The sequence below is a fragment of the Paenibacillus sp. GCM10012306 genome (assembly GCF_042649265.1).
Taxonomy (GTDB): Bacteria; Bacillota; Bacilli; order Paenibacillales; family Paenibacillaceae; genus Paenibacillus_AQ.
Map to the genome: position 1 here is coordinate 1 of NZ_JBHRYW010000018.1, position 15,641 is coordinate 15,641.

11 protein-coding genes are annotated in these 15,641 nt (G+C 50.9%); 3 read left to right on the forward strand and 8 right to left on the reverse strand.

Annotation, left to right across the window (positions count from 1 at the left end):
- Positions 1 to 512 precede the first annotated feature (512 nt).
- The 7 genes from ACFORK_RS26605 to isdC all read right to left on the reverse strand — a co-directional run bounded on the left by ACFORK_RS26605 (position 513) and on the right by isdC (position 10,368).
- Positions 513 to 3,728 carry an S-layer homology domain-containing protein gene (locus tag ACFORK_RS26605; RefSeq protein WP_379204840.1) on the reverse strand — a complete coding sequence of 1,072 codons (3,216 nt, stop codon included), beginning with the start codon at positions 3,726 to 3,728 and terminating at the stop codon, positions 513 to 515.
- A 127-nt stretch (positions 3,729 to 3,855) separates the two neighbouring features.
- Positions 3,856 to 4,227 (reverse strand): hypothetical protein, encoded by a 372-nt coding sequence (locus ACFORK_RS26610; protein WP_379204842.1) that lies wholly within the window; start codon positions 4,225 to 4,227, stop codon positions 3,856 to 3,858.
- 286 nt (positions 4,228 to 4,513) lie between these two features.
- Positions 4,514 to 5,293, reverse strand: a complete 780-nt coding sequence (locus ACFORK_RS26615; protein WP_379204845.1) for an ABC transporter ATP-binding protein — start codon at positions 5,291 to 5,293, stop codon at positions 4,514 to 4,516.
- Positions 5,283 to 6,266 carry a FecCD family ABC transporter permease gene (locus ACFORK_RS26620; protein WP_379204847.1) on the reverse strand — a complete coding sequence of 328 codons (984 nt, stop codon included), beginning with the start codon at positions 6,264 to 6,266 and terminating at the stop codon, positions 5,283 to 5,285. Before ACFORK_RS26620 ends, ACFORK_RS26615 begins: the two co-directional genes overlap by 11 nt.
- Positions 6,267 to 6,308: 42 nt before the next feature.
- Positions 6,309 to 7,253, reverse strand: a complete 945-nt coding sequence (isdE, locus tag ACFORK_RS26625; RefSeq protein ID WP_379204850.1) for a heme ABC transporter substrate-binding protein IsdE — start codon at positions 7,251 to 7,253, stop codon at positions 6,309 to 6,311.
- A gap of 94 nt (positions 7,254 to 7,347) precedes the next feature.
- Complete coding sequence (locus ACFORK_RS26630; protein ID WP_379204852.1) at positions 7,348 to 9,435, reverse strand: NEAT domain-containing protein; 2,088 nt, start codon at positions 9,433 to 9,435, stop codon at positions 7,348 to 7,350.
- 21 nt (positions 9,436 to 9,456) lie between these two features.
- The gene (gene isdC, locus ACFORK_RS26635; protein WP_379204855.1) at positions 9,457 to 10,368 is read right to left on the reverse strand and encodes a heme uptake protein IsdC; all 912 of its coding nucleotides are present in this window, start codon (positions 10,366 to 10,368) and stop codon (positions 9,457 to 9,459) included.
- A gap of 476 nt (positions 10,369 to 10,844) precedes the next feature.
- Between isdC and ACFORK_RS26640 the strand changes: the two genes are divergently transcribed.
- From ACFORK_RS26640 to isdG, 3 genes are read left to right on the forward strand one after another with little or no spacing between them, the layout of a single operon-like run.
- Positions 10,845 to 11,807 carry an ABC transporter substrate-binding protein gene (locus ACFORK_RS26640; RefSeq protein WP_379204857.1) on the forward strand — a complete coding sequence of 321 codons (963 nt, stop codon included), beginning with the start codon at positions 10,845 to 10,847 and terminating at the stop codon, positions 11,805 to 11,807.
- On the forward strand, positions 11,804 to 12,802 hold the full coding sequence (locus ACFORK_RS26645; RefSeq protein WP_379204859.1) for a FecCD family ABC transporter permease: 999 nt from the start codon (positions 11,804 to 11,806) through the stop codon (positions 12,800 to 12,802). The genes ACFORK_RS26640 and ACFORK_RS26645 overlap by 4 nt, the downstream gene beginning before the upstream one ends.
- Complete coding sequence (isdG, locus tag ACFORK_RS26650) at positions 12,799 to 13,935, forward strand: heme oxygenase (protein ID WP_379204861.1); 1,137 nt, start codon at positions 12,799 to 12,801, stop codon at positions 13,933 to 13,935. The genes ACFORK_RS26645 and isdG overlap by 4 nt, the downstream gene beginning before the upstream one ends.
- Before the next feature lie 425 nt (positions 13,936 to 14,360).
- Here the strand turns inward: isdG and ACFORK_RS26655 are convergent, their stop codons facing one another.
- Complete coding sequence (locus tag ACFORK_RS26655) at positions 14,361 to 15,563, reverse strand: macrolide family glycosyltransferase (RefSeq protein WP_379204863.1); 1,203 nt, start codon at positions 15,561 to 15,563, stop codon at positions 14,361 to 14,363.
- Between the last annotated feature and the right edge of the window lie 78 nt (positions 15,564 to 15,641).

The window sequence follows — 15,641 nt, forward strand, 5'->3', positions numbered from 1 at the left end:
AGGATGTGTTTTTTTGCGTAGACATGAGATTCACCTAGCCTTTATACGTTGGTGTTCTCATCATAAAACATCTGTTGGCTCTCGGGTACTCTGAAATTGTTTACCTTTAATTGGAAATATAGTGATACAAGATTAGACTCCAGAGACGCTATAAACAGAAATCCTGCTAATATTCCACTGTTTAGAGGGAATAACGTCATCTGAATCCGCTCCAAGTTCAGAACAACTTCATTTGGCAAATAACTACTATAGAGTCCGTTAGCTCCTATAAATGAGCTTCAACCTACAGTATGGAATGCTTTCATCAAGCATGTTTGACCAAAGTCTTGTGTCCAGCACTGATTATGACGTTGAACCATAAACGTATCTGTATTTCTCCAGCTCCGCAACCATTCAAAATAGAAGCGAGAGAGTGAACAGAGAGAGTGAGAAAAAGCGACCTCGCTAGGTCGCTTGAGGCCGCTTTTCAATTTACACAACTGTTAGCTATTGATTGAGTAAACTTATAATATCTACTTATTATTCAGCAATCGCAGGATCAGTGTTAATGCTTCGGCCCGCGTGGCATGTGCCAGCGGATCATAGCGGTTACCGTCCTTACCTTGCACTAGCCCTGCCTTAACAGCGGCGGCCAATTCGCCCCTCGCCCAAGCCGGAATGCTGGCTGCATCAACGAAGGTCAGCTGCGGGTGTTCTTCTGCCGCGAGCTGCGCCGCGCGGGCGGCGATGACCGCGATCTCTGTACGAGTAATATTCCCACTTGCTCTGAACGTGCCATCGGCATAACCGTTCAGTAAGCCTGCACGACTAAGTGCCGTTACCCCTTCAGTAGCCCAGGCCGGAATTTTGGCCTGATCCTTGAAAGCTGGCGCTGAAGCCGCTGCCGAGCCAAGTTCCAAGGCACGGCTCAGGAACACGGCGAACTCACCCCGGGTCACGATATCATCTGGCCGGAAGCTGCCATCCTCGAAGCCGCGCGCAATTCCGAGCGCGGTCGCCTGACGGATGGCATCCTGTGCCCAGTGGCCCTGCACATCGCGGAAGCTCACCGGCTCCGCTGTCGGCTCAGCGGGCGATGCTCCAGCAGAGCTGCCCTCGCCGCTTTCTGCACCCACGATGGTCCCTGTTACTGCACCGCTAGAAGCAGCGCCGCCCAGACTAGGGCTTGGCGTCCCTAACGAACCCGGGTTCGTGCCGGTACCAGGGTTCGTTCCTGTCCCCGGGTTCGTGCCGGTACCAGGGTTCGTTCCTGTCCCCGGGTTCGTGCCGGTACCAGGGTCCGTTCCTGTCCCCGGGTTCGTTCCAGTTCCCGGGTTCGTTCCAGTTCCCGGGTCCGTGCCGGTACCCGGGTTCGTTCCAGTTCCCGGGTCCGTGCCTGTCCCCGGGTTCGTTCCAGTTCCCGGGTCCGTTCCAGTTCCCGGGTTCGTTCCAGTTCCCGGGTTCGTTCCGGTACCCGGGTCCTTCACCACGGAAGCCTTCAGCTGCGCCACGGCTTCCGTCAGTGCAAGCAGCAGCTCATCCGATCGCTGCTGGGTACCGCCCAGATGCACCGCTACGCGGTGTGCATCTGCAATCGCCGCGGCCAGCGTTGCCTTGGCCGCTGCCGGGTACTGCCCCGCAGCCGTGCCAACCTCGGCTGCGTCGTGGACCTGCTGCGCAGCTGTAATCGCCGCCGACAGGCGGCTGTTATCCGCTGCGCCAAAGTTCAGCCGCACCGCGTACACGGTGCCGCCCACCCGCAGCTGCGCGTCATTCAACATCGCCGGGTTAACCGGCTTGATGTACACCACGCGCGCACCCGGCGCTGTCTCTTCATCAGGTGCAGCCGTGGCTGTGCCACCACTCACCTGAAGCTCATCGACAGCCGAATCCACCGTTACGATGGCGTAGGTATCCCCCGCCACCGTTGCAATCCGTGCGGGGCTATGAATGTAGCCCCCCGCCGGAGAGAACTCGTCTTTATCAGCAGCGGCAACTGAGACGTTCACGGCATATACCGCATTCTTTTTGAATACATTCAGCGCCGCTTGCAAAGCCTGTGCGGCAGCCTTTATTTGCGGCTGCGTAGCCGCCAGATTGGCTCCAGTCTTAGCAGCGGTTTGCACCGCTTGCTCGGCCTGCTGTTTGGCAGCGATGAATACTTCTTCCGCGCCGGACGGCGCTGACGCTGTCTCTAATAATCGCTTAGCGGCAGCTACCGAGTTGTTCAAGTCCTTCAAAAGCTGTGTATTATAGCTGATATACACGCCTCTGATTTCATCTCCTACCTTATAGCGGACATAAGAGAGGCCCAACCAATTCGCTCCAGCCGTCTCCGTTCCCATAGCACTGCGGATGGTAACCTGAACCGCTTGCTCCTTTTCTGCCACCCCATTCTTCAGTGGGATTGCCCGGTAGGCCTCCTGTGAATAATCCAGTCCGTCAATAGAGAATCCTCCTCTAAAGTTCGGTATAGACTGCACCATTTCTTTGGCCTGAGGCACAACCGTAAAGTTCGCGTACGCCTTATCGCCATATTCACCTGAAGCGAGCTTAAGTAGAACCGCTGTACGGCCAAAATCGGCTTCATATACGGACAGCGTCGCCGTTTCCGTAAGTGTATCAATTACATGGACAGGAACAGGTGCAGTCGCAATATAATATCTGTCCTTATTATTGTTATACCGGGTTGTGAGCGCTTGGACCGAAGCGTCCACCGCAGTCTGCGTGGCGCTGTCATTCCCCATTACCGATACAGCAGTCCGCAAAACATCACTATTTAGAGACGTTGAGACCCCTTTTACATACTCTCCTGCCGAGGCTGGCGCAAAATTATACCCTGGCTTGCCCTCAGCCGTTCCCAACTCTTTCAGATCAGCCAACAGATCTTCCACCTTAGCGATAATATATCGCAGTGCTGTCTTATTAGCCGTGTATACCGAAGTCTTATAAGCTGCAAGCCCATCATTGAGTGCGTGGTAAGCAGACTTAATATCATCTGGAGACGGAGCTGGCTGCGCTGCGACTTCCTCCGCATGAACAATATGCGTATAGAGCACACTCCGCGATCCAATTGGGTATTGACCAAACGCCGTCCCTTCCACTGTTGTGTCGTACACGGAACGGGATACCGTTACGAGTTCCTGCAGTTGTACAAGCGTAATTGCAGATGGTCCTTCGCCGCCCCCCGGCTCTCCACCTTCTCCAGGATTCACAGGTAATCCGGAAGGATCCAGCCAAAGCTGCACATTGTACCAGTAATCATAATCCAGACCTGGATAGGTCGGATTGTTCTTGATGATGACATGCATCAGGACATCTGTGGGCTTCTGAATGTCTGCAATCGGCACGGACATGACAGTCTTTCCTGCTGAACCGCTGCCGCGTGTCACTTGGTATTCCTGATATCCCTCCATCCCTTGTACATGACTGCCGGTAATCACAGCTTTTGCCGCACCCGGCTTACGAAAGGCGATATAAGGAATCAGCGCCGCATTCTCTGCTTTGATCTCATGCTCGAAGACCGCCTGGCCATTCTGCACGGTCAATTTTCCCGAATTCTCTACATACAGGAACACATTCGCTGCGGAGTCAGAAGAAGTGTTATCCATCAGATAACGGTAAAAAATATTGCCGTATGTACCGTTCTGCCCCCCTGCTGCCGCGGCTGTCTTTGCGCCCCCATCGAACGGAGTTACCAGGAGCAGCAATGCCAGCAGCAACGCTGCGTATTTTTTAAACTTCATCATTTCATCCCATTCTCCTCTTCTCAGTGTGCCTTTCTTGTGCCTGATATAAAAGAAGGAAGAAGAAACGGAGCCCCGCTTCTCTTCCTTATGCAGTCTTTAAGAACTCGGCCCCTTGGCCTACTGCTTGTTAATTCCAGTGAATGTCCAGATCGTACAGTTGACTGTGGAACACGGTGGAAACGTATAATTGAATACTAATGTCCGAATTTGGGTTGGTAGCGGTGAAAGTAAAGGTGGTCAAGTCGGTACTAGCATCGTAAGAACCGTAATAAGTAGAACTCTCTGCACTCAGGTAAGGGAAATAATCGCCTTTAAGCTTAATAGTAACTTCGTTGCCGTTCACTTCAGCCGGCCCGCTAATAAACCTGCTGGAGTGAGAATCGTAGGATCCTCCGTAGTAGAATTGATAGGATTTGCTTGCTGCAAATGCCGGAACGGCCAACATCAGTGTAAGTACAACCATCATCAACAAGGATACTGTCTTCTTCGCTTTTACCATTATGCAACACACTCCCTATGATTTGATATTAGAGCTTACGCTTTAACTGCTTGGTTCTCTGGACTTTACGACGAACAACAACCTTCCCTAGGCAAAAGCGGCTGTGCCGCTTCATTATGTGCTGAGCTTCTACCTGTACCCTTAAGATCATCCCGCCTTTCCGTAATTTCATTGCCCCTCTTAATTGATAATGATTATCAATATCAATTAATTGAGTTGATCTTACCTGTTTATCCCAGTCCTTGTCAATCCTTTTTTGTATAAAATTTGAATAATTAATATTAAATTAGTTCAAGCCCTTCCTTTTCGGAACGATGTACAGCCCAGTCTCCGGCTCCCTTTTTACCACGACCTCTACCCCATACACAGCCTTGACCGAGTCCGCAGTGATAACCTCCTCTGGTGGACCTTCCAGTACCACCTGACCTGCCTTCATCGCAATCAAATGATCGCTGTAATGAATCGCCTGGTTCATGTCATGCAGCACCATCACGACGGTCAGGCCATGTTCCCTGCCCAGCCGCCGGATCAGATCAAGCATTTCATACTGATAGAAAATATCCAGGTACGTCGTTGGCTCGTCCAAAAAAAGAATCGGTGTCCGCTGAGCCAAAGCCAACGCCAGCCAAACGCGCTGCCGTTCTCCACCCGACAATTCGGCTAGCGGCTTCTGCCGCTTGTCCTGCATATCCGTGCAGGATAGCGCCCAATCCACCGCCTCTCGGTCCACTTCTCGCTCCGGCACCAACAGCGAACGGTGCGGAAGACGTCCGAAAGACGCCAGCTTCTCCACGGTCAGATCGCCTGGCGCAGTATTCTGTTGATGCACCACCGCCAGCTTGCGGGCGATCTCCCGCGGCTTAAGACGGGCCAGCTCCTGCCCGTCCAGAATGACGGAACCGGAGGAAGGTGTATAGTTGGCAGCCAGCACGCTTAGTAAAGTGGACTTGCCGCTGCCATTGGGACCGATAATTGCCGTGGTGCAGCCCATAGGAATTGTCAGATTCAGCTCCTCCAGCAGCTTTTTGTTACGGTGATATGAGAAGGACAGTTCTTTAATCTCCATGGTTCACCTCTCCTTTACGCAGCAGGAAGATTAGAAACGGACCGCCGATCACCGTCATGATAATCGAAGCCGGAATCTCCACAGGTGCAAGCACTGTGCGCCCAAGCGTATCAGCCACCAGGATTAGCAACGCACCGGCCAGTGCCGAGAAGGGGATCAGCACCCTATGGTCCGAGCCAATGAGCTGACGTGCAATATGTGGCACCAGCAGACCGACAAAAGCGATCAATCCGCCAATCGCCGTCGCCGTTGCCGCCAGCAACACCGCCACCGCCGACACTGCAATCCGTACGCGACTTACATGCATACCGAGATTACGGGCCGTCTTGTCTTGAAGCACCAGCACATTGCACCAGGGGCTAATCAGTAAGGCCAGAATCAGACCAAGCGCGCCATATAGCACGATGATTCGCACATCTTCCCAGGTTTTCAGGTTAAAAATCGAAGTCGTCGCCATATTCACCATCGTGACTGCATAGCTACCCCTGTAGTTAAAAGACTGCCCCAGCCCAGTGAATGTCGCGTTCACAGCAATCCCGACTAGAACTAGCCTCAGCGGCTGAAGTCCTGACTTCCAGGACAAGGTGAAGACCAGTAGGCAGGCAATGGCTCCTCCGACAAAAGAGAATACCGGCATCCAAAAAAACATTGTCGGAAAAATCGTAACCATCGTCAGCGAAACAAAGCCCGCGCCTGAGGAAATACCGATCACTCCGGCATCAGCTAATGGACTACGCATCACGGATTGAAGCAGCACGCCGGAAACAGCCAGCGCGGCTCCGCAGAACAATGCCACAATGACGCGTGGCAAGCGTAAATCGCGAATGATCGCTACATTTTCATTGGTACCTGTAAACAAGCCCTGCAACAGTTCAAGCAAACTGACCTGCAAGCTGCCGCTAAGCACCGACCAAAGCACTGCTGCCAGCAGCAACACCAAGACAGCGGCAAAGCTCCACAGTAATTTCTTCATGTTCTCTTCATCCTCTGTCTGTTGTTAAAATACACACCGACTCTACTGCTTAAGCTCCGGGTAAAGCATCGGCAGCAAATCGCTAAGCGCCGCATCGGCTGCAAGGTTCGCCGTGGTGCCGAATAGCTCCTCGGGGAGATCGTATACACGTTTGTTCTTAACCGCATTGAAGTGCTTCCAGATATCATTTTTAATAAAATCCTCGTTGAACATCTTAATCACTTCTTCCGGCATCCCGTGCGCCGCGCGCAGAATCACATCGGGATTGCCCTGCTGCAAATATTCCGTATTGGAGGCCAAATACTCGACCGACTCCCCTTGGACGATATTGACTCCTCCGGCGATACGCACCAGATCACCGATGTAAGAATGTTCGGTCGCCACCAAATAGCTGCCCGGTACCCCAAGCAAGATAAGCACTTTTGGCGAGGGTTTCCCAGCTATAGCCGCTTTGATTTCGGCGATTTTATCTTCATAACGGGTAATTACGCTATCGGCCTGCGCCTTGCGATCATACTTCTCCCCAAGCTGAACCACCGACTCCTCCAGCTTCGCAAGGCTGGTCAGGTTGAGGAAGTTCGCTTCGATCCCGGCGCTCTGGAACAGCGGCTCCAGATCATATTTCAGTGTGGTGACCGACAGAACCTCGGTCGGCTTGAGTGATTTTACTTTTTCCATATCTGGACCCATGGGGTTGCCGACCTTCTCCACATTCGCATAACGTTCCGGCAGCTTCTTCGCACTGGTCGGTATACCCACCAGATTCAGATCGAGCAAGTCCATAATCTCAGTTGCCGACACAGTAGTTGCTATAATACGCGGCTCCTCCTTGGGTGTGGGCTCAGGTGTGACTTCCGCTGCTTGCTGCTGCGTGGCTGCCGGGGTGGACGCCGGACTCTTTTTCTTTGCGCTGTCCGTATTTGCAGCACAACCCACGATCAAGACAACCCAGCATAAGACGGCCATCCATCCTATCATTCTTTTCATAACAGGAACGTCCGCTCCTTTCTTCCTGCAAAACTGCGAAGGACGCCATAAATTCGGCATCCTCCGGTAGTCTGTGCTTATGTGTAGTAGATCCTTATTGCTCCAGCAATTTCACGAGTAGGGTTACTGCCTCTGCACGAGTTGCATAATCACCCGGTGCATAACGATTTCCACCTTTACCACTGATTAGCCCAGCTTGCTCCGCAGCTGCAATGTAAGGGCGTGCCCAAGCAGCAATATCGGCTGCATCACTGAACGTTGGTATTGCATTGGGATCAACCGTCAGTCCTTGCGCACGAACAATGATCACCGCGAGCTCGGCGCGGGTGATTTTGCGGTCGGCGCGGAAGCTACCATCTTCATAGCCACTGATGATTTTGCGAGCAGCTACCTGTGCTACACCGTCTGCTGCCCAAGCGGGAATGCTGCTTGCATCGCTGAAACCACGGCTGTTCGTAGCTTCGCCTTCAAGCTTCAGCGCCCGGCTCAGCAAAACAGCAAACTCAGCACGGTTTATCGGATTGTTCGGACGGAAGCTGTTGTCATCGTATCCTTTGACAAGTCCGGACTTGATTGCCTGCTCAATAGCAGCTTGTGCCCAGTGGCCGCTCACATCTGTCAGATTGACGGAGCTATCGCTCCCTGTTGCAGTCGATCCAGTATTAACTGCTGGCGCTGATGTCGGAGTAGCGGACACGGCTGGTGTAGCCGATGGGATTGCTGTTGCCGATGGTGTTGGTGTAGCTGCTGGCGCTGATGTACCCGAATCAATTCGGCCAGCCGGGTTGCTTGTCTGACCTCCTACCGTATTGCCTACTTTGATATCCACATTATAGGTGTGGAAGTAGTTGAATTCAGGCCAGTCAATCTTGACCCATGCTTTAAGTCTGACCCCGGTGTTGCTAATGGGGAACTGCACGGTACGAGTGTTGGCTGCGTTATCCGAAGCGATTACAGAGACCGACTGCTGTCCTACGGTGAATCCAGTGATTTCCTTGTTCTGCGTTAGTGTAATCGCCAAATATTTCTGCCCACCGGATACAACCAACGTACCTGGGTGCTGTACATACGTATCCATCATGGATACCTCGTTGCTGCCATCCTTGAGAATACTGTAGTCGATGCTGTAATAACCATCTGCGATGGAAGATCCCGGAGTTGTAGTTGGCGATGGACTTGGTGAAGTGACTGGTGCTGTTCCCCCGCCCTCACCTCCGCCAACGTCAGTACCTGTTGTTGGTGTAGGTGTAGGCGTCGGGGTTGGCGTTGGAGTAGATGTTGGCGTCTCTTCTCCGCCGCCACTTACAGCTGTGATGGAGTCCAGATTAAATTTATAACGCACCGCATGCGATTTGTCATAATTTGCGGAAGCTACGACAACACGGACTGTTCCGGGAAGAATAGCGGATAACCGCTCCACAGGAAAAGAAATCACACGCGTATTAGCAGCCGTATCCTCACTTACTGTCGTTACCGGCACAAGATTTGTTCCATCGCCGGCGACTTGGATTTCATGAATGGTAGAGCTGTCTTTAATTACGCTAAACGAGATGCTCTTCTGTCCTTTGTCCACCGTCAGTACTGCTGGAGTGCTGAAATACTTATTCATCGAGGACTCGGTGTCCCCGGTTGCCTGAAGCACTGAATAGGCAATAGTATACTGTCCATCGTTCAATACCGGGTCGGAAGGTGTTTCCGGCTGGGGCTCCGCGGCCGGAATCTGGCTTGGATCAAACTTGAAATCAACGTCGTACACGTTGAAATAGTTGATTTCAGGCCACTCAATCTTAACCCATCCCTTAATCGTGGAGTTCAAATCACCTAACTCGAATTTAACTGTTCTTTGGTTGTTAGATGCATTTTTATTCGTTACTGTTCCTTCGGATAATGTTCCGTCTACGGCTGTTAGCTTCAGCCCGGTAATTTCCTTGTCCTGAGTAACTGTAATAGAGACGTAGTTCTTGCCATCTTTAACTTCCAATGCAGCGGGCTTAAGGACAAATCCCTCCATTACAGAAGGGCTGGTAGTGCCATCCTTCAAGATGGAATACGGAAGCTCATACTGGCCGTCCTTGTAACGTGCGCTTTCAGCGTACGCTCCGCCAAGCGGCTGGATCACTGACCCTATAAGTAAAATGAATGCCATAATCCTTAGTACAAAACTGAATCTTGCTTTATTCAACAGAATCATTCCCCTTTAAACTTATTTTTTTCTGGCTTTAAAAACTGCATAACCTACCGCCGTAACCAGCACAGCCGCTCCACTACTCAACGCTGGGATAAGCTTCGGTCCCGCCTGCTGTTCCGCTACTATAACGGGTGCTGGCGTGGGATTTGCTGCTGCCGTCGGCTTCTTTGTCGGCGCTGGCGTAGCTGCCGACTTCTTCGCCGGTACTGGCGTAGCTGCTGGCTTCTTCACCGGCGCTGGTGTTGCTGCTGGCTTCTTCGCAGGTGCTGGCGTGGCCGCTGGCTTCTTCGCCGGTACTGGCGTGGCCGCTGGCTTCTTCGTCGGTACTGGCGTGGCTGCTGGCTTCTTCGCCGGTACTGGCGTGGCCGCTGGCTTCTTCGTCGGTACTGGCGTGGCTGCTGGCTTCTTCGCCGGTACTGGTGTGGCTGCTGGCTTCTTCGCCGGTACTGGTGTGGCTGCTGGCTTCTTCGTCGCTACTGGTGATATCGCCTTTAGCTTCCCGGCCTCAAACACAAACCGGATCGTATAGTCATGATCGTAATCAATAGACGGCACAGTGACATGAATCTTCGCAATCACCGGTTTTTCGACATCCTTGATTTCAAATTCCACTACCCGAGTATCTGCCGCCTTATTGCTGCTCACGACTTTGGCATTACCGCCTGGAACTTGGAACTCGGTAATCCACTCGCTATGATTCAGCTGCAAGCGGACTTTAACCGTTCCCCCTGAAACTGTCAGCTGCGCCGGCTTCTCAAAATAATCATTCGCCATGGAAACGGATTCATCTTCAGCCTTTTTGATGACATAATCGACGCTATAGGTTCCGTCGGCCGGAGCCGCGGAAGCATGAAGCAACGGCTGCACAGTGTAGGCAAACATCAGTAAGAGCATGAATACCAGTCCAAATTTTCTTCGAATCAACACGATATCGACTGCACCCCTTCCAAAATCATGCATTTATCATTGATAATCATTATCAATTTATCAGCAAAAAAAAAGCAACCCCTGCTCCCCTTTTTCTTGTATTTGCCAATATTTCTTGTAATGTTCCAGTAAAACATGTAGAAGTTAGACGCTGACATGATAATAATGTGATTTTTCAAGCTTTGTCAACCCTTTTCTATGATCTTCTTTTTTGAAATTACTCTGTTTTCAAAAAAAATTGAATGCAATTTTAGCGGCTTAACTCCGCATTTAGCGCTTTCCAATAAGGTTTCTTTCCTAAATTCCAAGGCTTGATATCAATATTTCGCCTTGTAAATGTGAATATTGTTTGACAACGATAATGAGATTCATTATCATTTGACGGGAAGAACTATTATCTTCCAGACTTTCACCCTCTTTCGGTGCACCTCCGAAAAATCATTATGGGGAAACTACAATCTCACAGGAGGCTATCCATGGTCAAACAATGGCATACACCTCTTCTCCTTCTAACCTTGTGTGCCCTCCTACTCACAGCCTGCGGGTCGGCAGGGCGGAGTGAAGTCGCTGGGGCCAATGCAGCTTTACCCGCGCTGACCCTGACTGATTTTGCAGAAAGGCAAGTCAGCTTCCCCACTGTACCACAGCATATTGTGGCGCTTGGTAATGGAGAAGCAGATATTATTATCGCCCTAGGGGGAGCCTTGGTTGGTAAACCGACTTCAAGTGGCGGCACCACGCCTAAGGGAACCGAGGACATTATGCAGATCGGCACGGCGCATGAAGTAGATTTGGAGAAGCTCGCCTATCTCAAGGCAGATGCGGTGCTTGGCAATACGCAGATGAATGCCAAGGATATTCCGGCTATCGAGAGCATCGGGGCCAAGATGGTGCTAACCCAGGCCAACTCGGTGGCGGATATTACAAAACAGATCACCCTTTTCGGCCAAATGCTGAACAAGGTCCCAGAAGCGCAGCAATTAAGCGCGGATATTGAGGCCGGGATAAAGGCTGCAGCAGCCACTCGTACAGGTGAGAAACCGCGAGTACTACTGGTATATGGCGCTCCTGGCACCTATATGGCGGCACTGCCGAATTCACTTGGCGGAAATATACTGGAGCTGGCGGGCGGAGCCAATATTGCCGCGGATTATCCCGCGCTACAGAGTTATCCGCAATACGCCACGTTGAATACGGAAAGGGTCATGGAGGCTAATCCACAGATTATCCTTATCATGACGCATGGCAACGGCGAGGAAGTGCAAAAAGGCTTCGAACAGGAAATGCGCCAGAATGCAGCTTGGAGTTCCATTGATGCGGTCGTACATAACCGGGTGCGCGTACTTCCCGCCGATCTATTCGGCACGAATCCCGGAACGCGAGTGAGCGAAGCCTTGCAACTGCTAGTATCACTGTTTGCCGAATTGGAGGCGCAATGAACAAGCAGCAACGCAATACCCGGAGAATTCTCGCTTTTATTCTTGCTCCTATCCTGTTGTTGCTGGCCTGCCTGTATGGGCTGACCTATGGTTCCGTCTCCATCTCTCCCGGTGAAGTCTGGGCCATTCTGCTGGGCGACCGCCCGGAAACATCGTCGCTTATTATTATGGACCTAAGGCTGCCCCGGGTACTGATCGGCCTCTTGGTTGGCGCTTGCCTAGCCGTTTCCGGCGCGCTGCTGCAAGGCGTGATGTCCAATCCCTTGGCCGATCCCGGCATTATCGGCGTCTCTGCCGGCGGAGGTTTGGCCGCCGTCATTGCGATGGTGGTTCTACCGCAGTACAGCTATCTACTGCCTGTCGGAGCTTTTCTCGGCTCGTTTCTCGCCGCAATCATGATTTACTTGCTGGCCTGGGACAAAGGTGCTTCGCCCATGAAAATTGTGCTGGCGGGCGTAGCGATCAATGCATTGCTCGGCGCTGCTATGAATGCCTTCATGGTCATCTTTAGCGACCGCGTTCAGGCGGTGCTGCCCTGGTTGTCCGGTGGACTGAACGGACGTAGCTGGCATCATCTCGGCTTCGCTGCGCCGTATGCCCTAGTCGGACTGGTCTTGTCGCTCCTGGCCATCAAACCAGCAAATCTTCTGCTGCTCGGCGACGATTCCGCGCGGCTGCTCGGACTGCGAGCAGAAGTATCCCGCCTCCTGATTATTCTACTGGCCGCACTGCTCGCCGGAACTGCCGTCAGCGTGGCCGGGCTGGTTGGCTTTGTCGGACTGGTCGTTCCGCACGCGGTTCGCCTGTTAATCGGCGGGGATTATCGTTTCCTGCTGCCGATCTCCATGCTGGGCGGCGGCGCGCTTGTCGTCTTCACAGATACGGCTGCCCGCACCTGGTTCGATCCGGTCGAGTTACCGGTCGGAATTCTATTAGCCGGAGTGGGCGCGCCCTTCTTCCTCTACCTACTGCGCAGAAGGAGGCTAGCTCCATGAGTACCACCAGTGGCAACAGCACAGTCGCCCCTGCCATTGAATGCCGTCGGTTGCATTATGCGCACGGCGGCTTCAAATTGAAAGATATTGAGCTTAGTATTCCGTTAGGACAGCTCACTGCAATTGTTGGTCCCAATGGCTCCGGTAAATCCACACTACTGCGTATCTTGGCAGGCCTTGTCGCTCCGGAGTCGGGAGAGGTACGGATTCTTGGCGAGGAGCTTCATAAGCTTCCGCGTCGAAAATTAGCCCGCACCCTTGCGATGCTCCCTCAGTCCAAGCAAGTGCCAGAAAATTTAACCGTTCGCGAACTGGTAGCCTACGGTCGTTCTCCCTACCAAAGTCCCTGGAACTACTCGGCAAGCGCCGAGGACCACCAATGGATCGACCATGCGTTGCAGCTAACGGGAACTGCCAGGTATGCAGACCGTATGTTTCATACTTTATCCGGGGGTGAACAGCAAAAAGCCAGAATCGCCATGACCCTGGCTCAAAATACGGACATTCTACTTCTTGATGAACCGACTACTTTTCTGGATATTACCCATCAGTTCGATGTTCTGAACATGCTTGCAGCCATCAACCGCGAGACCGGAATCACAATAGTGATGGTACTGCATGATCTGCCGCAGGCCGTTGCTTTCAGTCATCATATGGTGGCGATGCGGCGCGGATCTGTTGTAGCCACGGGAAGTCCGCGGGGATTACTGGACGATGTCTTTTTACAGAAAGTATATGATCTTGAGGCTTCAGTGAGTTATGTGGAGAATTACCCTGTAATTATTCCAAAAACCTATTATAAATTGGAGGAACGTAACATGATTATCGTGAACAATACTTCGCAAATTAAGAAAGGTCAGGCTTCGCTGCTGATTAACCGGTTCGATAAGGTCGGCAAAGTTGAAGAGATGGAAGGCTTTCTCGGCCTTGAGGTACTTCTGAATGAGAAACCGGCGGAATACGATGAAGTAACCATCAGCACGCGCTGGGTATCCAAAGAAGCTTTCCAGGGCTGGACTCGCAGCGACGCCTTCCGTGAATCGCATTCCCACCGCGAGACGCCGGAATATATTCTGTCTAACGCCATTTCCTTCCACGAGGTTAAAATTGTTCGCAATCCGATCAGTGCTTAACTTGATTTAAGCTACTGGATTAGTGAACGCAAAGATCTGTTAACTTGATATGTACCACTGTTGCTAAGTATGAGTTGAAGTAACAATTCACAGGAGCGGGAGCTAAGACCTTGTTATAGGCCAAAGGCTCTCGCTCCTGCTTATTTTAGATATATAAAACGATGGAATTATAGATTCTTCTCAACCATTAACCGACCATTTTTTTGGAAAAGAGAGCTCTTAGTTCGATTCATTATTTTTTTCTTTTCCAAAAGATTAAAAATATAATTCCAACGAGGAAAAAGCATGCTGCAAACAATTCTATTACGCCAAACTCTTTATTTATTAAGTATCTAGCCAGAAATAGGCCTCCAAATAAAACGGCTCCCCCAATACTGACGTGTAACAGACTATCACTCTTTTGCAAATGTTATCCCCTTCCTGACCTAGATACGATTCTGACTAACAAATTTGAAAATCTCATCGACAGCTTGGTGAGACCCGCCTGCTTTTAGAAAGGGTTCTCTAATAGCAGCAACAGCTTCCTTGAAGGATGGGTCACTTAACACATGATCTACGGCTTCACGTAGTTGCTTGGCAGTCAGGCTTTCCATTTGTAATTTAACTCCTGCTCCTATATTAGCCACTCGTCCGGCAATGACCGGCTGATCCGCGCTCTGTGGGATTACGATTAGCGGAACCCCGTAGTAGAGGCCTTCATTCGTGCTGTTCATTCCACCATGTGTAATAAATAATTTAGTGTACTTCAGTAGTTCCGTTTGTGGCACATAATTTTTTACGATGAAGTGATCAGGAATCTCACCTAAATCAGCGATTTGAACCCTACTCCCAATAGACATGACTATCGTATGCTCCGTGTCCCCCAGTGCCGCAAAACAAAGCTTATAGAAATCAATGGCTTGGTTGAAGATAGTCCCCAACGAAATGTATATTGGGCTTTTCCCCTTAATTGCCGTAAGGTCGAAGTTTTCTTGCGTTAATCGTGAAGAAATAGATGGGCCTACAAATTTATAGGTTTGGTCGATTGCTTCTTCATAAGGTTGAAACTCCCTCGTTGTATACACGATTGTAAGTGGTGCAGGATTACAAAATACATCATAAGGAGAAGTGATCTCCACATTATATTTTTCCTTCACCATGTCCGTCAGTTCTTGAAATTTATCATATATAGGTGTGGCTATTTCTGCAGGTACCCCTGTAAAAGACTGCTCCAATGTTCTATCGAATACTTCTTTGGTTTGCGCAAAAGTAGTACAAGAGCTGATGGCAGGAAGCTTAAGAATTTGCGCAAGTAAACGTCCACAACCAAACATGGAGTCATGGATGATGTAATCAAAATGCTCTCCTGCGATCTGTTCAAGAACGGTTGGTATCACTATATCTGCCGTAAGTAAGAGACCGTTGATTCTTTCGAGCACATAATCTTTTCCACCTGAGATAAAAGCATTAATAAACTTTTGACCGTCAAAGGTTCGTACGGTAGCCCCCGTCTGCTCAATCCGCTCCCTATAAGCTTCTATAGAAAAGTAAACTACCTCTTCCCCACGCGTGATAAGCTCTTGTACTACGCCAAGTGTTGGATTGATATGTCCCTCAGATCCACCGTTAATAAATAAAACACGCGCCATTTTTACCACTCCTTAGGGTTATTATTCTCTAAACTGAATAAGAGTACGAGGCACTATCCACAACGCCAATATAACAAA